Origin of the sequence: Cupriavidus basilensis (assembly GCF_000832305.1) — a bacterium.
Lineage (GTDB): Bacteria > Pseudomonadota > Gammaproteobacteria > Burkholderiales > Burkholderiaceae > Cupriavidus > Cupriavidus basilensis_F.
Genome location: NZ_CP010537.1, coordinates 3,877,387 through 3,898,767, shown reverse-complemented (window position 1 = coordinate 3,898,767; position 21,381 = coordinate 3,877,387). Strand labels below are relative to the sequence as shown.

20 protein-coding genes and 1 pseudogene are annotated in these 21,381 nt (G+C 65.7%); 11 read left to right on the top strand and 10 right to left on the bottom strand.

All coding sequences use genetic code 11. From position 1 onward, the window contains the following. Positions 1 to 270 precede the first annotated feature (270 nt). Positions 271 to 474 (bottom strand): cold-shock protein, encoded by a 204-nt coding sequence (locus RR42_RS37535; protein WP_006159057.1) that lies wholly within the window; start codon positions 472 to 474, stop codon positions 271 to 273. Positions 475 to 907: 433 nt separating this feature from the next. Between RR42_RS37535 and RR42_RS37530 the strand changes: the two genes are divergently transcribed. The 3 genes from RR42_RS37530 to RR42_RS37520 all read left to right on the top strand — a co-directional run bounded on the left by RR42_RS37530 (position 908) and on the right by RR42_RS37520 (position 3,634). Next, a complete protein-coding gene (locus tag RR42_RS37530) occupies positions 908 to 1,264 on the top strand; it encodes a hypothetical protein (RefSeq protein WP_043357503.1) in 357 nt (118 codons plus the stop codon). Positions 1,265 to 1,667: 403 nt separating this feature from the next. After that, positions 1,668 to 2,138 carry a hypothetical protein gene (locus tag RR42_RS37525; RefSeq protein ID WP_043357501.1) on the top strand — a complete coding sequence of 157 codons (471 nt, stop codon included), beginning with the start codon at positions 1,668 to 1,670 and terminating at the stop codon, positions 2,136 to 2,138. Between the two features lie 125 nt (positions 2,139 to 2,263). Then, positions 2,264 to 3,634 (top strand): sigma-54-dependent transcriptional regulator, encoded by a 1,371-nt coding sequence (locus tag RR42_RS37520; RefSeq protein WP_043357499.1) that lies wholly within the window; start codon positions 2,264 to 2,266, stop codon positions 3,632 to 3,634. 56 nt (positions 3,635 to 3,690) lie between these two features. Here the strand turns inward: RR42_RS37520 and RR42_RS37515 are convergent, their stop codons facing one another. From RR42_RS37515 to RR42_RS40795, 7 genes are all read right to left on the bottom strand, one after another. Then, positions 3,691 to 5,025, bottom strand: coding sequence for a hypothetical protein (locus RR42_RS37515; protein ID WP_052495228.1), 1,335 nt, complete (start codon positions 5,023 to 5,025; stop codon positions 3,691 to 3,693). A 60-nt stretch (positions 5,026 to 5,085) separates the two neighbouring features. Then, entirely contained in the window at positions 5,086 to 5,877 is a 792-nt protein-coding gene (locus RR42_RS37510) for a hypothetical protein (RefSeq protein WP_052495227.1), read from the bottom strand. Between the two features lies 1 nt (position 5,878). Then, on the bottom strand, positions 5,879 to 6,571 hold the full coding sequence (locus tag RR42_RS37505; RefSeq protein WP_043357497.1) for a C39 family peptidase: 693 nt from the start codon (positions 6,569 to 6,571) through the stop codon (positions 5,879 to 5,881). A gap of 80 nt (positions 6,572 to 6,651) precedes the next feature. Next, a complete protein-coding gene (locus tag RR42_RS37500; RefSeq protein WP_043357495.1) occupies positions 6,652 to 7,458 on the bottom strand; it encodes a hypothetical protein in 807 nt (268 codons plus the stop codon). 18 nt (positions 7,459 to 7,476) lie between these two features. Continuing rightward, complete coding sequence (locus tag RR42_RS37495; protein WP_052495226.1) at positions 7,477 to 8,088, bottom strand: hypothetical protein; 612 nt, start codon at positions 8,086 to 8,088, stop codon at positions 7,477 to 7,479. Then, positions 8,085 to 8,633: a hypothetical protein gene (locus RR42_RS40635; RefSeq protein WP_158408354.1), complete on the bottom strand. Its 549-nt coding sequence runs from the start codon at positions 8,631 to 8,633 to the stop codon at positions 8,085 to 8,087. The genes RR42_RS37495 and RR42_RS40635 overlap by 4 nt, the downstream gene beginning before the upstream one ends. A 480-nt stretch (positions 8,634 to 9,113) precedes the next feature. Then, complete coding sequence (locus tag RR42_RS40795; RefSeq protein ID WP_173430747.1) at positions 9,114 to 9,284, bottom strand: hypothetical protein; 171 nt, start codon at positions 9,282 to 9,284, stop codon at positions 9,114 to 9,116. 267 nt (positions 9,285 to 9,551) lie between these two features. On the opposite strand from RR42_RS40795, the gene RR42_RS39390 reads away from it, so the two are divergent. The 3 genes from RR42_RS39390 (at position 9,552) to RR42_RS37475 (ending at position 12,474) form a co-directional block, all read left to right on the top strand. Then, entirely contained in the window at positions 9,552 to 9,719 is a 168-nt protein-coding gene (locus RR42_RS39390; RefSeq protein ID WP_043357491.1) for a DUF1328 domain-containing protein, read from the top strand. A gap of 79 nt (positions 9,720 to 9,798) precedes the next feature. After that, positions 9,799 to 10,764, top strand: a complete 966-nt coding sequence (locus RR42_RS37480; RefSeq protein ID WP_043358678.1) for a YihY/virulence factor BrkB family protein — start codon at positions 9,799 to 9,801, stop codon at positions 10,762 to 10,764. Positions 10,765 to 10,899: 135 nt separating this feature from the next. Beyond that, positions 10,900 to 12,474 (top strand): peptide chain release factor 3, encoded by a 1,575-nt coding sequence (locus RR42_RS37475; RefSeq protein ID WP_043357489.1) that lies wholly within the window; start codon positions 10,900 to 10,902, stop codon positions 12,472 to 12,474. Positions 12,475 to 12,528: 54 nt separating this feature from the next. Here RR42_RS37475 and RR42_RS37470 read toward each other — a convergent pair whose 3' ends face one another. Further along, the gene (locus RR42_RS37470; RefSeq protein ID WP_144410068.1) at positions 12,529 to 13,305 is read right to left on the bottom strand and encodes a sulfite exporter TauE/SafE family protein; all 777 of its coding nucleotides are present in this window, start codon (positions 13,303 to 13,305) and stop codon (positions 12,529 to 12,531) included. Positions 13,306 to 13,485: 180 nt separating this feature from the next. Here RR42_RS37470 and RR42_RS37465 point away from each other — a divergent pair, with 180 nt between their 5' ends. The 5 genes and pseudogenes from RR42_RS37465 to RR42_RS37445 all read left to right on the top strand — a co-directional run bounded on the left by RR42_RS37465 (position 13,486) and on the right by RR42_RS37445 (position 19,278). Beyond that, positions 13,486 to 14,397 carry a LysR family transcriptional regulator gene (locus tag RR42_RS37465; protein WP_043357485.1) on the top strand — a complete coding sequence of 304 codons (912 nt, stop codon included), beginning with the start codon at positions 13,486 to 13,488 and terminating at the stop codon, positions 14,395 to 14,397. Positions 14,398 to 14,860: 463 nt separating this feature from the next. Continuing rightward, entirely contained in the window at positions 14,861 to 16,114 is a 1,254-nt protein-coding gene (locus RR42_RS37460; protein WP_043357483.1) for an MFS transporter, read from the top strand. A 515-nt stretch (positions 16,115 to 16,629) separates the two neighbouring features. After that, positions 16,630 to 16,854: pseudogene (locus RR42_RS37455) on the top strand (asparagine synthase-related protein); the annotation flags it as partial. A gap of 231 nt (positions 16,855 to 17,085) precedes the next feature. Further along, the gene (locus RR42_RS37450; protein ID WP_043358676.1) at positions 17,086 to 17,970 is read left to right on the top strand and encodes a mechanosensitive ion channel family protein; all 885 of its coding nucleotides are present in this window, start codon (positions 17,086 to 17,088) and stop codon (positions 17,968 to 17,970) included. Between the two features lie 168 nt (positions 17,971 to 18,138). Then, positions 18,139 to 19,278, top strand: a complete 1,140-nt coding sequence (locus tag RR42_RS37445) for a porin (protein ID WP_052495225.1) — start codon at positions 18,139 to 18,141, stop codon at positions 19,276 to 19,278. 22 nt (positions 19,279 to 19,300) lie between these two features. Here the strand turns inward: RR42_RS37445 and edd are convergent, their stop codons facing one another. Next, entirely contained in the window at positions 19,301 to 21,127 is a 1,827-nt protein-coding gene (gene edd, locus RR42_RS37440) for a phosphogluconate dehydratase (RefSeq protein WP_043357479.1), read from the bottom strand. Positions 21,128 to 21,381 lie beyond the last annotated feature (254 nt).

Below are 21,381 nucleotides of genomic sequence, written 5' to 3'. Positions count from 1 at the left end.
ATGGGGCGTACCCGTTTCTGCGTGGGGACTCAGAGGCATTGCGGAGTCGAACTGGCCGCAGAGATCGGCGCGTACCCGTTTCTGCGTGCTCCGCGGTGGCCCGAGCGACGGCGTTGCCAGGTGAGAGCAGTGGCGCCGTTCCTATGGCGATCCCGCAGCGGCGCCGGATCCGGGCGAGGCCGGGAGGATTGCCGGACAAAAAAAAACCCCGCCTCGAGAGGCGGGGTTTTCCTGACTGGGCGCACCCCTAGTGGGGTGCCAGTCTACTGCTTACAGCGGCGTGATGTTCGCAGCTTGCAGGCCCTTCGGGCCGTTCTTGACTTCGAACGACACGCGTTGGTTTTCCTGCAGCGACTTGAAACCGTCGGAGCGGATTTCAGAGAAGTGCGCGAAGAGATCGTCACCGCCAGCGTCCGGCTTGATGAAACCGAAGCCCTTGGCGTCGTTGAACCATTTAACGATACCGGTTTGCATGGTATTGCTTTTCCTGGGAAAAATTTAAAAGAAACGGATAGCTCACGCATATCCGAGCAAAGCAACTCAAGGAAAGGACACCATGGACAACGGAAGTACCATGACGGTGGCTAACGAATGTGCTGTTGCCTCGTCGCTTGAATCTAGCGGGGTTTATACGGCGGATTAGCGCCAGCGTCAAGGTAGGGTCATTCTGGATGTCTGCCTGGATCCACTGCGAGCCGCGGTCGGATCGTCACGTTTTTCAGATGGATCCTATTCGCCGCTGGTGCCGTGCCGTGGCGGAAATTACCCGAAAGTACGCTCGGCAGACCCGGCGTGCACGGTACGCAACCTGAACCGCAATCCGCAAGCACGGCCGCGACGAAAACAAGGGGCCCCAACCCGTCAGCCAACCGACGCCACTCGTCGCACCGCCGCCGGCATTTCGCTGGTGGAACACTGGTTCAAGCTTGCAGAGCACCGGACCGACGTGCGCACCGAGTTGCAGGTGCTCTTCCTGGTCGATCTGTTCGACGCCAGCGCTACTCTCATGGGCGTGGATCATCGCGGCGGTCTTCGTCTTCAAGTTTCACTATCCGCCGGAGTACTGAGCATTGAGCCTGCCGCCTGCCGGAAGGACAGCATTGGCGAGCGCGTTTGCCGGGTGATGAGAGAAAGCGTACCCGTTTCTGCGTGGCTGGGCGCGGGCCTCCTCCCCTTCCCCGCAAATCGGCGCCGTACCTGTTTCTGCGTCGCCGGCGTACACCACGGGATAAAATTCGCGTACCCATTTCTGCGCGAAATGTAAGTGATCAATTACCTCGCGTGGCAGATTGTGTGTAGCAGAACGTTCATACTAAAGGATGATATTCGGCTGAGTACCCATACTGAGGGCTGGACAAACTGGCCTAAATGCACTGAACTAGAGGCGTGGCAGATTGCGGGGCGCTTCAGGGCGCCCCTTCTTGACTCCGGCACTCCGGGGCCGCGCCAGCTGACTCAGCGTCTTCAGGCCTGCAGTAGCGACACAACAAGTCCATCTCAAACAAGAGGGCAAGGACTGAATGAGCAGACCATCGCCAAGATGGCTTCGCCACCACGAAAGGAGCGAGCGGAGACACGCCCGCCCGACAAGAGCAAACAATAAGACTAAACAAAAGTGGTAATCGCGAACGTGTAGTGCCGGGGGTGTTGTTCAACGGGGATCAATCATGACTGCAGGAGAAATCCGGCGACCCGCCATGGGGCCCATCAGCGAGTCCGCTAGTCTTTCCATTCACCGTGCCTGGGCGGCTTTGGGAGAAGCCGCCGCCGAGGCACCGCGCCGAAGCCGCGATGGCGAGCGTGGCGACCCTGCCGCTAGTATCGTCGAAGCGTTCCTGAGCCAGGAACAGGCGTTGCCGGCCCACGCGCGTGCCGCGATCGAACAATTGCTGCAGCGGCAACGATCGATGGATGGCGAGTTGTCCCGCCAGCGCGCGCTGCTGCAGGAATGGATTCTCAGCCAGTTGACCTACAAGGCGCTCTATTACCGGTATTCCGGCCAATCGCCCGAAGCACCACGCGCCGAGTTGATGCGCGAAAAAGACCTGGTGCGCCGACGTATTCGCGACCAGCTCCATGCCGGTAGCGACCACAGCGCCATTCTTGGCGAGCAGTCCCGCAGTTTGTCCAAGCCGTAATGCCGACGTTGCGCGTGGGGGATCTCCCCCAACCGACTCAGCTTGACCGCACACGGAGCCCGCACGAGAACGGGACCGCGGCGCAAGCCGGAGTAGTCAAGATGCTCAATGTCAGGGAGAACGTTATGGACCGACTGTGCAAGGCGGCGACACGCACCGCACAGGTGTTGGTCGTATCCCGCCACGAACCCTATGGATTTGATCCGGCCCAGTTCGGCTCCGGCTGGGAGATTCGCCACATCCAGCAGATCCGGGACCTTAGCCGGGTGGTGCGGGGCAGTGCGCCAATGGCTGGCGTGCTCGATCTCGAGACGGAATACAGTGATGCCGAGCTGATGCAGCTCGAGCAGAGCCTGCAATACCTGCACGTGATGTGGGTGGCGATCACGTCGTCGCGCATGCTGGAGGACGAACGCGTGAGGCGGCTGATACGCGACTACTGCGTGGACTACGTGCGCACGCCGTTTTCGTTCAGTGAACTGCTCTACACGCTGAAACATGCCCACGGCATGGCCTGCCTGCATGGCGCGGGCAGCCACGAACTGATCGGCCACGGCCCCATGATCGGCGAGTGTGCAGTGATGCGCAGCATGTTCCGCTCGCTCGCCAAGGTCGCGCACAACGAGGCGCCCGTTTTTATCTCCGGCGAGTCCGGCACCGGCAAGGAGCTGGCGGCGCAAGCCATTCATGAAGCCTCGAGCCGGCGCAAAGGCCCGTTCGTGGCGATCAACTGCGGCGCCATTCCCCCGCACCTGGTGCAATCCGAACTGTTCGGCTATGAAAAGGGAGCGTTCACCGGCGCCAACCAGCGCAAGATCGGCTGGATCGAGCAGGCGCAGGGCGGCACGTTGTTTCTTGATGAGATCGGCGACCTGCCGCTGGAAAGCCAGGTAGCCCTGTTGCGCTTCTTGCAGCAAGGCACCATCACCCGGCTTGGCGGGCACCAGTCGATCCCGCTGGATTTGCGCATCATCTCGGCGACGCACGTGGACCTGGTGGCGGCGCAATCCGACGGACGCTTCCGTGCCGACCTGTTCCACCGGCTATGCGTTCTGACCTTGTCGATCCCGCCACTGCGCGAGCGCGGGGAGGACATCCTGCTGCTTGCCAACTCGGTGCTTGCCGAGCATGGCCACGAGGCGCATCGGCGCATTCGCGGATTCTCGCCATGTTCCACCCAGGCCATGATGCAATACGAGTGGCCGGGCAATGTGCGCGAACTGATCAACCGGGTACGGCGCGCGATCGTGATGACCGATAACCGCAAGATCACCGCGGAGGACCTGCAATTGCACGGTGGCAGCGATTCGCCGCGCAAGACCCTGGACGCGATCCGCGAGGAGGCGGAGCGCGAGGCGATCCGTACCGTGATGGCGAGCCACGGCTTCCACGTGGTACCCGCCGCGCGCGAGCTCAACGTCTCGCGTGTCACCTTGTACCGGCTGATGCACAAGCACAATATCCGGATCGAAGCGCATCCCGGCGCCGGCGAATAGCCGGCCGACGCAGCACAGGCGGGCCGCGGCCCGCTTTTCTCGTCGGGCCGGGGCGCTCAGAACGTATAGGGAAAACGCAGCGTCACCGTGTAGTTCGGCGCATCCGGGGTGAGTCCGAGGCCGATCGCGGTGCTCACCGACAAGCCTTTGGTGATCACGTGATTGAAGCCGAATGTCATGGTGGCCACGTTGGCCCGGCTGCCGATCACGGTCTGCGTGACGCCCGCGGTGGTGACCTGCGTGCTCGATGAGATCGCGGCATTGAAGGCCATCGACATCGACGTGCGGTCGTTGAGCGCGAGCGCCAGGCCGCCGCCGAAGCCGATGGTGTCGCCCAGTTTTACGTCGGCCGGCGTGACTTGCCCCTGCACCGAGGAGATATCGCTCACCGAGCGCTTGATGTTATAGGTGTAGCTGGCATTGACGAACAGCACCACGGGGTCATAAGTCTTGAGCAGCGACAACCCGGCCGTAACAGCCCATACGCCGTTGCCCGTGGGCAACTGGTCGGCGATGTTCAGGTTGTTGTTGTTGTTGGGATCCGCCGAGACCAGCTTGATGCCGAACGGCGAGCGCCCGGTGGGGGCGCGCACGCGGATGCTGCCGACCACGTCGGGTGCGGCGCCGCTTTCGCGCAGGAACTGGTAGTACAGGCCCATGCTGATATCGCCCAGCGCCGTCGTGCTCAGCGTGGCATCGGACAGGCTCGAGGCGGAGCCGCCCGCGCCGCCGGAGATGAAGTTGGTGTTGCGGTACGTCACCGGCAGATCGAAGTCCATCGACAGGCGCTCGGACAGGCCGTAGCGTGCGATGGTGTCGTACGTGAGCGTGTGCGACTTGGTCTGGTTGAGGTTGATGGTGCCGAGGAAGATGGCGTCCAGCGCCAGGAAGCCGGACAGCGACAGTGCACGCCGGTCGTAGTAGCTGTAGATGAAGCCGCTGTCGATGGTCAGGCGCCGCTCGAACAGCGGCGCATGCTCGCTCTGGTAGACCAGGTCCTTGCTCTGCACGCGCGCCTGTTGCTGTGTCTCGCGCGCATCCGAACCCACCACCGGCGTGTCGCCGGCGGGCGTTGCGTTGGCCGTGCCGCCCGCGGCAGGGCTTGCGCTTTGTGCCAAGGAGGGAACACCGGCGGCGGTCATTCCGCCACCGGCGTTCCCGTTGGCACTGCTCCCCGTTCCTGCTACTACCCCTCGCCCGCGCGCCCCGACCATTTCCAGGTCGTTCAGGCGCTGTTCGAGAGCCTTGATGGTCTTGTCTTGCTGCTCGACCAGTTTTGTCAGTCGTTCGATCCGCTCGTCGGCGCCGGGCTGGGCGCTGACCTGCGCCCACGCGCCGGCCGAGATCAGCGTACCCGCCAGGGTACCCATCAGAGCGAGTTCGGTCTTCATCTTTCCCCCCGGAAATCTGAATGGGCGCGAAGCGGGTGCGCCAGCCCTGCGCATGCTGGATTATCGTCGCATCGTTGCGATTGCCGCTAGTGCGTCCCGCATGCTGGTTTGCGTCAGTTGCCGGATCGTGAGTTGCTGCACCTGCAGCGTAATGTTGGTGAGGTTGAGCACTTGCTGCGCATCGCCCGTGATGCGTGCTGTCTGCATCAGGCTGCCGCTTTGCGCATTCTGCGTGGCGCTGCCCGCGGCCGACTGGATGGCCAGCGACACGCCGCCGCCCGGCACTACCGTAGCGCTGGCGGTGATGCCGTTGCCGTGAGCCAGTTGCGCAGCCAGGTTGCCGCTTGCCACGCTCGCCGTGGACGCCGCCGCGATGGGCGTGGTCTGGGTCGTGATGGTGCTGACGTTGCTGGCCGAATTGCCGTCGCCGGCGATCTGCGCGACCTGGCCCACGCCCGCCACCTGCACTGCGGAGCTGGCCGTGCCGCCATTGCCTTGCACATTGCCCGGGGCAAGGCTCTGGACGTGAGCCGACAAGCTCGCCGTGGCCTGCGCCGCCGCGTTGCTGGTGGCGAGGTTGGCGGCGGCGACGCGGGCGGTTGCCGTGGCGATCGCCGTATCGTTCTGCCAGCGCGAAACCATTTCCACAACAAAGCCGCTGACCAGGGCCGCGCCCAGGTACTTGCCACGCACGCCGGCCATCTCCGCGTCGGAGACGAGTTCCGCCATTGCTGGCGATGCCATCACGTCGCTGGCATCGTCAGCCGCCGCGGATGCCAGCGCGAGCGTTGGCGTGGCCAGCGCCATGCCGGCGGAGCAACTCAGGCAGAGGAGGCGCCGTGCGGTGTCCATGTCAGAAATAGTCCATCCGTATCAGGCCAAAGTCGAGCGCCGCGGGCACCATGCCCCCGGCCAGCGCGGCGTTGGTCCGGTCGCGCAAGGCGGGCGCGGCGATATCGAGCAGCGGCGAGTTCGGATCGAACGGCCGGCCGATGATGGCGAACACCAGCCCGTTCCAGTTCGCCGCGAAATCCTCCTCCTTGATGATGCGGTTGCCCAGTGCCGGATCGGCTACGAACACGCGCCCGTCGATGGCCTTGCGCACCACCACGAAATGCAGGTAGCCGTTGACGTCGAGTAAGGTGATGACCGGGATCTTGAGTTGCCGCAGGGCACTGTAGTCCACGCGGAACCCCCGCCCGCGCAAGCCCAGCGTTTCGACGTAGTTGCGCATGTCGAGCATGGAGAAGCCATTCTTGACCACGGTGTCTGCGTCGGAGATGCGCAGCATGTCCTCGACGATCCTGGGCTCCGCCAGGTCATAACCGTAGCCGTAGCGCAACAGCGTGCCTACCGCGGCTGCGCCGCAACTGAAGTCAAGCTGCTGGCGCATCATGTTCTGGTAGCGCATCTCGAGCATGCTCTTGACGGGCTTCCTGAGCATCGGCTGTCCGTCGATGTCGATCGTCATCGTGCTCTGACCATTGGCACTGCATGCTGCTGCCAGCAGCATGCATGCCCCGGTCACGCGGAATAGCGCGCGCATGACACTCCCCCTTGGGCGGGTTGAGCCGGTGACCCCCGGGTCCCGGCTCTCCAGCCGCGTTCGTGCTGTTGCCGCAGTGCTCAGTGGGTCGCCGTGGAAATGGCGAGCCCGTTGCTCTGCGCGTTGCCGGCCCCGGCGGCGATATTCACGCCGATGTTGCCCACTGCATTGGCCAGGGCGCCGCCGTTGAGCGTGGCGGCGTTGTTCGGCCTGCAGCCACACATCGACAGGTCATTGCCGTAGGTGGTCTGGTCATTGGACGCGGTTGCCTTGGCCAGCGCGCCGACGGGGTTTCCCCCGTTGCGACCGGTGCCGCCGCCGCCCATATTGACCGAGGCCGCCAGCGCATTGCTCTGCAGGTTGCCGGCGCCCGCGGCGATGTTCACGCCGACGTTGCCCTTGGCACCGGCCAACATGTTATCGCCCATGCTGGCGCTGTTTGCGGCGCCGACCATGTGCATGCCGTTACCCCCGGTCTTCTGGCTCGAGAACACTTGCGCCGAGGCGAAGACATCCGACGCGTCGATGCTGGCCAGCGCGGCCTGGTTGGACTGGCCGTTGCCCGCGCCTGCGGATATGTTCACGCCGATGTTGCCTTGCGCATTGAACAACGCATTGCCGCCGCCGAATGCGCTGTTGGTGGACGGGCCGATACGCACGCTATTGTCGCGTGCGCTTTGCTGGCTGTTGACCACTGCGCCCGATTCGGACCTGAAGTGGATATCTCCCCAGGCAAAGCCGAAACCACGGACATAGATGTCGTTGCTGATCGCTGTCTGGCTGTAGATATCGGCGTCGTCCGGCCGGTCGAAGTAACTGAAGCCGCCCGCGAATGCGCTGGTTGAAAGCGCAATGCCCGCTGCGATGGCGAGGATTTTCGTTCTCATGATTTTCTCCTTCCCTGCTTAGAAAAAAGTGCCCGCCGGGGGACGGAGCACAAAAACGTTGGACGAGACATTCCCCGATCCTGCCGTCTGGTTCAGCTGCACCAGGCCAGTTGCGTTGCGGTAGGCATCTGGCTGGATGACTGCCTCGCGCGGACCCGTTGCGTGGCCCGCTGAATCCGGGCGACTTCCTCCGGCCGATTCCGCGGCTAGCAAGCCGTCGGAGATGGCTTCGATCTTTACGCTGGCGGCCGGCGCCAGCACTGCCGCATTGATTTGCACGTTGCCGTTGCCGCTGGCCACGTTTGCTGAAAGCAGCCCGCTGCCATTGGCGAAGGCACCGCCGCCGATCTGGCTGACGGCGCCTGTCGCGGACGCGGTTGCGCCGGCACGCTGCTGCGACCGCACGTCCGCACTGCCACTCGCGATGGCGGTCTGGTTGCTTTGCGCGTTGCCGCTGCCCGCGGCGAGGTTCACGGCGGCGCGACCGGCAACGCCGGTGAGCGCGCCGGCATCGATGCGGGTGCTGTCGGTGGCTGCGCCCTGGACCTGCGCGTGAAGCGGCGGGCAGGCAAGCATCAGGCCGGCAAGCAAGGCAGCGCGGTTGCCGCGTGCGAAGTGGACGCGGGTCATGGCCGGCCTCCCACCGCAAGCGGCACCAATCCGTGCATCAAGGCCCCGGTCATGTTGCCGGTCGCCTGCGCGACCTGAGCGGCGATGCCGCCCGAAACGCTCCCGGCACCGCTGCCATTGGCCAGGCCCTCGATCTGGCTGGGCGCCAGGGCCAGCCGCCCGGTGGTGGACTGGCTGGTGCCGGACACGGCGGCGCCGGCCGCGCTGCGGCCTACCGCGGCAGCGAGATCGCTGTCGGTCAGGTCGCTGGCCACGGCGGCGGTGGATTGCTGGAAGCGTGCGGACGGAAACGGCTCGACAGCGGCGGCTATCGGCATGTCCCCCTGCGGTATGCCGCGATAGGCAATACGCGGCTCGACGCTGCGCAGAACGACGATATCGCCTGGGTCGGCAATCGCGGAGAAGGAAGCAAGGGCGGCGACAAAAGCTGCAAGACCGATGGCGCAGGCCGCGCCAGTCGATACGAACGCCTCCGTGCCGTCATTCGCGCTGGCGGCTGACGCATGGCTGAACTCACTCCCGCGTTGTAGGACTCGTCGCGTCATTTTTTTATGTCTCCCTGTGGCGAACAGAGCGACAAGCGTGCCAATACCCTGCAATCGAGCGCTGTCAACGGTTTGCGGGTGGTACGCAAGAGCGCGCGGAAGTTCCCTGATAGAGGAAGAACATTTTGGTTGCGGCGCTGTAACACGGCATTGCCGAGGGCGCCGGAAGAAAGCGATCGCCGAATGGGCGCGCGGCCATGCTGAGTCTGGCACGACGACGCGCCATGCGTGCTAGCAAGGGCAGGCTGGTCCTGGTTGCATTGCTGAAACAGGGCAGGGGCCGGCAAGTATGCCGCCCCGTCTTTGGTACCTGCGGCGAGGCGGGCGGCCCGGGCCGTTTGCGCCTCGTCTGCGCCGCTTTACGTGCGTTTGCCGGCGCGCGGCTCTGTACGCAGAAACGGGTACGCTCCGGGCTTGCAGGAGCGTGATGCGTGGGCTGGCGGCATTGGCCTGGGCGCGCCGTTGCGAAGCTGTTGGTGCTCAGGCCGACAGCACGGGCAAGGCTGGTTGCGCGGTGCCGGCGGCTTGCTCATCCAGTGCACCGGAGATCGGCTTGGGTCCAGGCTGGCTGCGCTCGCAGCCAGCGGCGGCGAGCAGGCCGAGCGCCAGGAAGACGGCCGTGCCAAGGCGGCGGAGGGTTTTCCGGTTCATGGTGCCTCCTTCTGGTTGTCGAAGGGGTGTGTGCGGGAGGACGGTAGCCGGGCGGCCGGTGCTTGCGGCCAACCGCTCCGGTGGCGCCGTTTTACCCGTGGCGAGACGGCGCGAGCCCGTCTTTCAGTCTAGCCGTTCAACACCCGGACCGGGCTGGAATCGGGGCGCGCGCCGCGTCCTGGCGGCTTGGGCAAAGCGCGGGATGGCCTGTATCATGAACCTTGGAACGGATAACAAAACGGGAGAAGGCTGCATTGGAGTCCCATCATGTTGCGCTACGCCGTGGTTTTCTTCGTCATCGCCATGATCGCGGCCGTGTTTGGCTTCGGCGGGATCGCCGCCGCGGCGGCCGAGTTCGCCAAGATCCTTTTCATCATTTTCCTCGTGCTGTGCGCGGTGTCGTTGATATGGGGCCTGAGCAAAGACCGGGGCTAGGGCAGGTCGCCTGACCCTTTAGCCGCCCGACCAACAACGGGGTCCACGCTTGAATCCAGCAGATTCCCCCGATCAGCCCCTGGACCGCGCGCCGCCCAAGCAACGCGCTCGCGGCATCGGCCATTGGCTGCCCGATCGCCATACCGCCACGCGCACTGCCAGCGTGGTGCTGGCCGCGGTCAGCGCATGGCTGGCGCACCGAGCCGCCAGCAAGGGCGCGGCGCTGTCCTTCTATATGCTCTTCTCGCTGGCGCCAGTGCTGGTGCTGGTGATCTCGATTGCCGGCGTCTTCTTTGGCGCGCAAGCGGCACGGGGCGAGATCTTCGCCCAGATCGACGACCTCGTTGGCGCCCAGGGCGCGGCTGCCATCCAGGAAATCCTTGCCGCCACGCACCGCTCGGGTGGTGGCGGGCTGGCCGCGGCCATCGCCACCGGCATCTTGTTTGTCGGCGCCACCAGCGTTTTCGCGGAACTCAAAGGCAGCCTCGACGAGATCTGGGAGACGCCTGCGCCGCAGGGCGCCGGCTGGCAGCAATTGCTGCGCGCTCGCTTGCTCTCGTTCAGCCTGGTGCTGGTGCTGGCCTTCATGCTGCTGGTGTCGCTGATCGTCAATGCCGCGCTGGCGGTGGTCGACCGGTTTTGGGGGCAGATGTGGACGCAATCGTGGTTTGCGCCGGTGGCGGACGCGCTTTCAACGGCATTTTCATTTGGCGTGGTGACCCTGCTGTTCGCCGTGATCTTCAAGATGCTGCCCAATGCCCGCATCGCCTGGCGTGACGTGGTCATGGGCGCCATCATCACCGCCCTGCTGTTCGCGGTGGGCAAGCGGCTGATTGGCCTTTACCTGGGCCATAGTGCCGTGGCTTCGTCCTATGGGGCAGCGGGTTCTGTGGTTGCGCTGATGTTGTGGGTGTACTATTCGGCACAAATTTTCTTCTTCGGTGCCGAGCTGACCCGCCAGTACGCGCTGCAATTCGGCAGTTTGCGAGGGCAAAGCACCAACCCGCCGCCCGATCCGCGCGCGGCCGGTCCCGCGAACCGGTAAAATACGGCCCGATTCCCTTCGTGCATGCCCGCAGTGCCCGGCCCCCGACCGCAAGCTGATGGTCGCGCCGGCCCCTGGCGCCGGTCCGCTGCGCCCCGGGCCCCTTTTCATCTTCTGTTTGCCGAATCCACTGCCGTGAGCTCGCTCGTATCCGAAATTGCGCGTCGTCGCACCTTTGCCATCATTTCGCACCCTGACGCGGGTAAGACGACCCTGACCGAAAAACTGCTGTGGTTCGGTGGCGCCATCCAGGTCGCGGGCGAAGTGCGCGCGCGCAAGGCCGACCGCCACGCCACCTCCGACTGGATGGAGCTGGAAAAGCAGCGCGGCATCTCGGTGACCTCGTCGGTGATGCAGTTCCCGTACCGCGAGAACATCGTCAACCTGCTCGACACCCCGGGCCACGAGGACTTCTCCGAAGACACCTACCGCACGCTGACCGCGGTGGACTCCGCGGTGATGGTGATCGACTCGGTCAACGGCGTGGAAGCGCAGACCATCAAGCTGCTCAACGTCTGCCGCCTGCGCGACACGCCCATCATCACCTTTATCAACAAGCTCGACCGTGAAGGCCGCTCGCCCATCGAGCTGCTCGACGAAATCGAGGACGTGCTGAAGATGCAGTGCGCGCCGATGACCTGGCCGATCGGCATGGGCAAGGCCTTTCGCGGCGTGTACCACCTGATCGACGACCGCGTGCAACTGTTCGACCCGCACGGCGAGAAGGGCACCTCGGCCATGGTCCAGGGCCTGGACAACCCGGAGCTGGACCGCGTGCTGGGCACCCAGGCGGAAGAGCTGCGCATCGAGATCGAACTCGTGCGCGGCGCGTCGCATGCCTTCGACAAGGACGCGTTCCTCAGCGGCAAGCAGACGCCCGTGTACTTCGGCTCGGCCGTCAACAACTTTGGCGTGCAATCGCTGCTCGACGCCTTGTGCGAGCTGGCGCCGCCGCCGCAGGGCCGCAATGCCGAGTCGCGCGCAGTGGAGCCGCAGGAGCCCAAGTTCTCGGGCTTCGTGTTCAAGATCCAGGCCAACATGGACCCGCGCCACCGCGACCGCATCGCGTTCGTGCGTGTCTGTTCGGGCCGCTTCGAGCGCGGCATGAAGGTGCTGCATGTGTCCACCGGCAAGACCATGGCCATCAATAACGCCATCACCTTCATGTCGCAGGATCGCAATACGACCGAAGAGGCATACGCCGGCGACATCATTGGCGTGCCCAATCACGGCACCATCCGGCTGGGCGATGCGTTCAGCGAGGGCGAGGCGCTCAAGTTCACCGGCATCCCGTCGTTCGCGCCTGAGTTTTTCCGCCGCGCGCGGCTGAACAACCCGCTCAAGGTCAAGCAGCTGCAAAAGGGCCTGCAGCAGCTGGCGGAAGAGGGCGCGACGCAGATGTTCCGCCCGATCGCCTCCAACGACCTGGTACTGGGCGCCGTCGGTATCCTGCAGTTCGACGTGGTGGCGCACCGCCTGGAGCACGAGTACGGTGTCGACGCGATCTTCGAGTCGCACGACTGCGCCACCGCGCGCTGGCTCAAGGGTGACCCCGCGGAGATCGAGAAGCTGATCGAGAAGGCGGGCCACAATGTAGCGCTCGACGGTGCCGGCGACCACGTCTACCTGGCGCCCAGCATGGTCAACCTGCGCCTGACGCAGGAGCGCTTCCCCAAGCTGCAGTTCATGGAAACGCGCGAAATCGTTTGATTTTCGCGCCGCCAGAGCGATCTGGCGCAAGCGCCGCCCGTTCGGGCGGCGCGTTTAATCCAGGCGCAGCAGGTAGTGCAGGACCAGCGCGCCGCCGGAGCACAGCACCACCGCATTGACCATGCGCAGGAACTGCTCGCGCGACAAGCGCAGCGTGATCCTGCGCCCGGCCCACAGGCCCAGCGCCATCGCTGGCGCCAGCAGCAGCGCCAGCTTGATGATGGCCGCACCCGCATAGACTCCCGCCAGGGCAAATAGCACCAGCCGCGTCAGCGTACTCACGCCGATCAGCGTGGACTGCGTCATGCGCATGGCATCCTTGCCCAGTCTGCCCGACAGGTAGATGGCATAGAGAAAGCCGCCGCTGCCGAACATGGCCGAGCACAGGCCGCCGCCCAGGCCAAAGGGCAGCGCCGCGCGTGGCGTAAACCCGCTGGGTCGCTTGCCGGCAAACGACCAGATTGCATACCCCATGGCGAATACGCCAAGCAGCAGCGGTAGCAGGTCCGACTGCAGCTTGAGCAGCAGCGCGGCGCCCACCAGGCTGCCGGCCAGCATGCAGGGCAGCAGCCGCCCAAGCTCGGCGCGGTCTGCGGCGCGGCCATCGCGCAGCAGGGCAAAGGCTGCGGCCGTGCAGTCCATCAACGCCAGTAGCGCAACGATCTGGCTCACCGGCATCAGGTAGGCCAGCAGCGGCCCGGCCACCAGCGCGGTGCCGAAGCCCGCCATGCCGAAGATCACGTAGGCGCCGGCGATCGCCAAGCACATGGCGAGGTAGGCGGGCAGGGAAACATCGGGCAGCAGGGCGGTCAGGTCCACGGGCATTGGCATCAGGGTTGCGTGCCCCACAGCATAGGGACGCCCGCATGTGCGGACCAATATCAAAGCGCCCCGCGATCCATCGCAAAGCGGCATGGCAGTGTGCTGGGCGCGGCGCGCGCGCCATGGCACACTTGCGCGCACGCTCTCGGGCCGATGTCAGCCCGTGCGTCCCATCAACCCGCCCATTCAATGAGTCCGTCCTTCAAGCAGTTGCGCTACTTCGTTGAAATTGTCGATGCCGGCAGCTTTAGCCTGGCCGCGGAGCGGCTCTTTATCGCGCAGTCGGCGCTGAGCCGGCAGATCAAGGAGATGGAGGGCATGCTGCAGGTGGCGCTGCTGGTGCGCAAGCCGCGCCATGTCGAGACCACGCCGGCCGGCCGCGCTTTCCTGGAGGCGGCACGCCGCATCCTGGCCGAGCTGACCGAGGCCTCGGCGCAGGCGCGTCAGGTCGAGCGCGGCGAGCAAGGCACGGTGCGCCTGCTGCATTCCAGCTCGGTGCCGCTGACGCCAGCCTGCACGGCGGTGCTGCGCGCGTACCAGGCCAAACGCCCGGGGATACGTTTCGAGATCTCGCAGGCATCCAGCGAACAGCAGGCCATGGAGATCGAGGAGGGCCGCGCCGACCTGGGCCTGGCGCGCGAGCCGCTGCTGCGCCGGCTTCCCGGCGTCGAGGTGGACCCGCTCTATGAAGAGCGCCTGGTGCTGGCGGTAAGCAGCGCGCATCCGCTCGCGCACGAGGAAAGCGTGGCGCTGGATAGGTTGCGCGAAGAACCCTTCGTGTCGCTGCCGCATCCTGACCGGGGCGGCCTGAGCCATCGCGTGGCGCAGTGCTGCCTGGAGCGCGGCTTCTATCCGCGCGCGGCGGCGGCGATCTCGCGCAAGCTGTCGCAGCTGGCGCTGGTGGAGGCAGGGTTCGGCGTGGCCCTGGTACCGGCTTCGCTCGGTCGCCTGGCACCGCCGGGCGTGCGGTGCGTACCGCTGGCCGATGCCGGTTGTGATACGCGTTGTGATACGCGCGTGCTGCTGCTGTCGCGCCGCGACGCCGCACCAGCCGCCGCGGCGCTGGCGCAGTGCCTGCGCGTGGCGCTGTCGCCTCGGTAGTCGCCTTGGTGGCTTAGAGGCCATTTCAAAAAGATTCTGGCCTCGTTCGGGCTCTCCAGCCAGTTGCCGACCACCGTGACGGCGTTAAGGGCGCTTTCGGCGCTGAAAGCCCCCTGGCTTGCCGGGGCAGCGGCCGGCTGCGGGTCGTCAGCGTGTGTGGACAAGGCGAGGCAGAGCAGGGCGGCGTCGATCGCGGCGCCGAAGAGCCGGGAGGTGGGCTGCACAATGGCAATGCCTGTGAAGCGCTGGCGGCAATGGTGTGCATTCGATGCATCGAGATGGTTGCATTATAAATACGAATCATTCGCGAAAAATCACCTCGCATGTCTTTCTGTTGCTACATTGCATCATTGAGTGTGCATGGGTGAGCCGTGACGTGATGCATGCGCCTGCATGCATCACGGGCCTCGGATAGAATCCGTCCCAGCTTTGCCCCGCCGCCGCCCCGTCACCACCGCCATCCATGTCCACCCCTGCTTCCGTTCCGGCCCCCGAGCCGGACTCAGTCTTTCGCGACCCTTCATTTCGGCTGTTCTGGTTTGCCCGCCTGTGCACCACCATCGGCTACCAGATCTTTACGGTGGCGGTAGGCTGGCAGATCTACGATCTCACCCGCGACCCGTTCATGCTTGGCATGGTGGGGCTGGTGCAGTTCCTGCCCTCTGTGATGCTGCTGCTGATGTCTGGCCATGTGGCCGACCGCTTTGACCGGCGGCTGATCGTGCGCACCTGCCAGACGCTGGAAGCGCTGATCGCGGTGTCGATGGCGGTGGCGAGCCTGTCGGGCTCGATCACGCGCGATCACATCTTCGTGTTCGTGGCCCTGATCGGTGCCACCCGCGCCTTTGAGACGCCGACGTTGCAGGCGCTGCTGCCCAGCGTGGTCACGCCACGCATGTTTCCGCGCGCGGTGGCGCTGTCCAGCTCCGCCACGCAGACGGCCATCATCATCGGCCCCGCGCTGGGCGGTTTTGCCTACGTGGCCGGCCCGGGCGTCGTCTACGCCATCAGCGCCACGCTGTTCGCCGTGGCCGCCTGCCTGGTCACCGCGCTCAAGCTGCGCCAGGCTGCGCAGCGGCTGACCACGCCGGTGAGCATCGCCACGCTGTTTGCGGGGTTTTCGTACATCCGCGGCCGGCCGGTGCTGCTTGGCGCGATTTCGCTGGATCTCTTTGCCGTGCTGCTGGGCGGCGCCACCGCGCTGCTGCCCATCTACGCGCGCGACATCCTGCATACCGGCCCCTGGGGCCTGGGCCTGCTGCGCTCGTCGCCCGCCATCGGCGCGCTGGCGACCGCGCTGTGGCTCGCCCACCATCCGATGAACCGCCGCGTGGGCCGCGTGATGTTCGGCGCGGTGGCCGTCTTTGGTATGGCGACGATGGTGTTCGGCATCTCGCACTGGCTGCCGCTGTCGATGGCGGCACTGGTCATGCTTGGCGCCTCCGACATGATCAGCGTGGTGGTGCGCTCCACGCTGGTCCAACTCGATACGCCCGACGATATGCGCGGGCGCGTGGGCGCCGTCAACTCGGTCTTTATCGGGGCGTCCAACCAGCTTGGCGAGTTCGAGTCCGGCGTGACCGCTGCGCTGTTCGGGCCGGTTGGCGCGGTGCTGCTTGGCGGCATCGGCACACTGGTGGTGGTGGTGGTGTGGATGCGCCTGTTCCCCTCGCTGGCCTCGCGCGACCGCTTGCACGATCACCCCGTCACGGCTTGAAATAAGGTCCGGGCCGGCCGGTCCTGGCACCGGCGGGGTGCAACGCCCGTTCTTCCTCCGCACTACCTCCCGCGCACCAAAGCGTACCCAATTCTGCGTGCTCCCACGCAGGGGGCGCGCGCGATTCTCCCCACGTAAAAAGTACTCCCAAGCCCACTCCGGCGAAATTTTTTTCAATCGGGCCCAGCCCTTGCCCACGCAGGGCTGGCGCCGATTCGTCCAGCTGCCGCCGCGCCTCGGGGGGAAACCAATTCCCCCGTCATTTGTCCCTGAATTATTGTCAATTTCATTCAAATGCAGGCAATCACCTGACATCAAGCCGGGCCATCGCCGGCTTTGGCAGTCCGGACGCCGCCAGTGGCAAGAGAGTGACCAAACATGTGTGGCATTGCCGGAGAACTACGCTTTGATCAGGTCATGGCCGACCTGCACGCGCTCGCCGATATGACTCGCGACCAGGCCAAGCGTGGTCCCGATGGAGAGAACCTGTTCGCCAGGGGGCGCGCGCGGTCGGCCATCACCTCACCGTGGTGGACGTGCCGATGGGCGTGCTGTTGTCGGGCGGCGCGGACCCCAGCCTGATCACCGGATTACGCGCAGAAACGGGTACGCCCGACCTGCGCGCCTACGCCATTGGCTTCGAGACCACGGGTGGCGAGGCCAGCGGCGAGTTCCAGCATTCCGACCTGCCGAGCGCGCTGCCCGGCGCCGGCAGTGCCATCGGCCGCGCGCTTTGTTGACCTGCCGTTCCGCCTCACGGCCTGATGCCACGCTCGTGCGTACCAACCTCTTCCTGAAGTCTTTCGAACCAAACCATGAACCTGCCCACATGCAGACACTGAAGATCGACCCGCTTTACCTCAAAACCACGCTGCCGGACGCGGGGAAACTGGCGCACCGCCGCCGCGACGACGATGCATCCTGAGCCGCGCATGTCCAGCCTTTTCACATTGATCGCCGGAGCCGAATCCATGAACCTGAACTTCATCGAGCCCCACAAGCTGGAAGCAGCCTGGGCGTACCTGCTGCAACTAGTGGTGCAGCAAGGCCTGAACTGCATCGCCGCCATGCTGATCCTGATCCTGGGCTGGTGGCTCTCCGGGCGCGCCCGCGCCGCGGTGCTGCGCGCGTTTGACCGCCCGCGCGTGGACGCCACCTTGCGCCCGATGCTGGCCAGCGTCACGCAGTGGATCGTGCGCGTGATCACGGTGGTGCTGGTGCTGTCGCAATTTGGCGTGCAGACCGCCAGCATCATCGCCATGCTCGGCGCCGCCGGTCTGGCCATCGGACTGGCGTTGCAGGGCACGCTGCAGAACATTGCCGCGGGCATCATGCTGGTGCTGCTGCGGCCGTTTCGCGTGGGCCAGTACATCGACGCGCAGGGTGTGGCCGGCACGGTGCGCGAGACGGGTCTGTTCATGACCGAGCTGACCACCTTCGATGGGGTTTGCCTGCGCGTGCCCAACGGCAAGATCTGGGGCAGTGCCATCACTAACTACAGCGAGAATCCCACCCGCCGGCTCGACATCGAAGTCACCGTCACCTTTGGCGCCGACATCCAGGCCGCGCTCGATGCGCTGCGCGCCATGCTTGCGGCTGAGGGGCGCATCCTGGCGGACCCGGCCGCCGAGGCCATGGTGATCAACTACGCCGCGCAGGGCGTGACGCTCAACGTGCGTTGCTGGGTTGCCGCCGGGGATTACTGGAACGTGCGCTTCGCTTTCTACCACCGCATCAAGCAGGTGCTCGAAGCCGCCGGCTGCGCCATCGCCGTGCCGGTGCAGGAGTGGCGCGTGCCCGAGGACGCGCAAGCAGCCGCGCCCGCCGCGCCGAGTCCCTCGCATCGCCTGAGCTGACGAACCAAGCTCTTCGGCTTGCGCCGGCGGCGATCCCGTTTGGCGGCGAGCGCCCGCGCCGCCATCGGCCTTTGTCTGTCTCCCGCCCCCTTGGGGTCTTCACCGGTATCCGCGTTTCGCTGCGCCACGCGGCGGAACACGGCATGCCTTCAATCTCCGGAATTGGATTTGCTGCCTGCATACAAGCTCGAACTGAACCCCATCGCGCGCAAGCCGCTCAACTTGCGCAATGTCTCTCCTGCCAATAAAGGCATCTCCCATAGTGCGCCGCGCGCAAGGCTCGCGCGGTGCCTGCCGGCGCTGGCCTGCGCCGCCGTGCTTGCCCCTGCCGCACCGACCGCGCACGCGCAGGGCAGCCTCACGCTGTACGGGTTTGCCGACGTCGGCATCTTCCGTCCCGCGCCTGGCCAGCCCATTGTGCTCGGCACCATGCAGCGCAGCTTCATCGGCCTGCGCGGCAGCGAGACCCTGGCCCCCGGCTGGGCCGCTACCTTGAACCTGCAAACGCGCTTCGACATGGGCAATGGCCGACTCGAAGCCAGCGGCGCCACGCCGTACTTCCAGGGCGAATCCACGATTGGCATCCAGTCGCCTTATGGCGATCTGCGCGTTGGCCGTGCGCTGACGCCGATGTGGCAATACGACTGGCAGTACGACAGCTGGGACAATTTCAACCGCGTGAGTTCCGTGGCGTGGTACGTGTACCACCCGTCCTATCGCACCGACCCGTATCACAATGGCCCCGCGGGCGAATACTCGCGCCTGAACAACGGCGTGTTCTACGACTCGCCGAAATGGGGCGGGATGCACGTGCACGTATCCGCCGGCGTGGAGAAGAACGAAACGCCGGACGCCGCCGGCAACCGGGACCGCACGCGGCCGCTGGCGGTCTCGCTCAACTACGACGGCGGGCCCTGGTCGGCCATGCTGACGGCGGAGCGCAATTCGGCTTATGACAACACGTGGTTCGCGGGGCTGGCCTACGCGTTCACCAAGGTGCGGCTGATGGCCTCGTATAGCCAGACCCATCTAAGCGCCGCGAGCCAGGCCTTCCTCGGCGACGCCAGCGCCAGGCGCAGCGCCGCCACGCTTGGCGTCAACTGGCGCGTGGGCGCCTATACGCTGAAGCTTTCGGGCGCGCGCGATTTCCAGGGCTATGGCACGGCGGGCGTGACCGACTACGCAACCGGCGGGGTGGACTATGCGCTATCGAAGCGCACCACGCTGTATGGCGCGGTGTCGTATCGCCACAGTCGCTACGCAGGTGGCGGCACCGGGTTCGGTGCCGGCATCAGCCATAGCTTCTAAGCCGCACACTAGCTACCTCCCGTCAGCCTTCCTCGGCAAACAGCGAGCAGGCCCCCGCCTCCGCCGTGCTCACGTGACGGCGGAAATTGGCGAACAGGTCGCGCCCCACGCCGTGCCGGTTGGCTGAGAGGTCGGGCGGCGTCACCGAGCGCGCGGCCCATTCCGCTTGCGGCACCAGCACCGTGAGCACACCCGCATGCGCGTCCACGCGCATCGGGTCGCCATCGCGCACGCGGGCGATGCCGCCGCCGCTCAATGCCTCGGGGCATACATGGATGGCGGCCGGCACCTTGCCCGACGCGCCAGACATGCGTCCGTCCGTTACCAGCGCCACGTGGAAGCCGCGGTCCTGCAGCACGGTCAGCGTGGGGGTGAGCTTGTGCAGCTCCGGCATGCCGCAGGCGGCCGGTCCTTGCCATGGCAGCACCGCGACAAAGTCACGCTCCAGCTCGCCGCGCTTGAACGCTTCGATCAGCGCGTCTTGCGTGTGGAACACCATCGCCGGGGCTTGCACGATGTGGTGCTCGGGCTTGACCGCCGAGATCTTCAGCACGGCACGGCCGATATTGCCGTCGAGCAGCCTGATGCCGCCTTCCGGCGCGAAAGGCTGGCCGGCGGCGCGCACGATGGTGTCGTCCAGCGGCGCTTCGGGCCCGTCGATCCAGGTGAGCTGGCCATCGCGCAGCACCGGCTCGCGCGTGTAGTCGGCCAGGCCCTTGCCGACCACGGTGGTCACGTCGTCGTGCAGCAGGCCAAGCTGCAGCAAGCCGCGAATCACCAGCCCGAGTCCACCGGCGGCCTGGAACTGGTTTACATCCGCGCTGCCGTTCGGATACACGCGCGCCAGCAGCGGTACCACTTCCGATAGCTCGGCAAAATCGTCCCAGCCCAGCATGATGCCCGCGGTGCGCGCCATCGCCACCAGATGCAACGTATGGTTGGTGGAGCCGCCGGTGGCGAGCAGACCGACGATGCCATTGACGAAGGCGCGCTCGTCGAGCACGTCCGCCACCGGCGTATAGCGATCGCCGCCATGTACAAGGCGTAGCGCCTGACGCGCGGATTCGCGCGTGAGGGCTTCGCGCAGCGGCGTGTTGGGATTGACGAAGGCGGTGCCGGGCAGGTGCAGGCCCATGATCTCCATCAGCATCTGGTTGGAGTTGGCGGTGCCGTAGAAGGTGCAGGTGCCCGGGCCGTGATACGACTGGCTCTCTGCCTCGAGCAACTCCGCGCGGCTGAGCTTGCCCTCGGCATAGCGCTGGCGCACGCGCGCCTTTTCCTCGTTGCCGATGCCGGTGGTCATGGGGCCGCCTGGCACGAAGATGGCGGGCAGGTGGCCGAACGACAGCGCGCCCATCACCAGCCCCGGCACGATCTTGTCGCACACGCCGAGGTACAGCGCGCCGTCGAACATCTGGTGCGACAGCGCCACCGCGGTGGATAGCGCAATCACGTCACGCGAGAACAGCGAGAGATCCATGCCGTCCTGGCCCTGCGTCACGCCATCGCACATGGCGGGCGTGCCGCCGGCGAATTGCGCGGTGCCGCCCGCCTCCAGCGCGGCTTCCTTGAGCCATTGCGGATACTCCGCCAGGGGCTGGTGCGCCGACAGCATGTCGTTGTAGGAGGAGACGATGGCGAGGTTGGGGCGCTCCTGCGCCTTCAGGCGGATCTTGGCCTGCTCGGGCATGGCTGCCACGGCGTGCGCCAGGTTGGTACACGAGAGCTGCGCGCGCTCCACCTTCTGTCCCGCCATGGCGCGGGTGCGATCCATGTAGGTCTGGCGGGTGGCGGCGCTGCGCGCGACGATGCGGGCGGTGACCCGTTCCAGGACTGGGTGACTTGGCATGGGGATCTCCTGCGTGGGTGCCTTTTCAGCCTAGTGCACTTTGGGGAGGGGCGCACGGTTGGTGCGTGCCTGGCGCAAGTATGAGCCGCTGCACGTTTGCTCCACAAGTGCTAGACTCCGCTGCATTCTCTGGAGTCCAAACGACATGAAGCAAGCAGCGCAACGCCCTGCCATCGCAGCGTTTGCCGCGGCACCCGACGGTGAACGCGTGCTGCTGGCTATTCACGTCTAGTCTTCCGAGCGTCCCGCCCGGA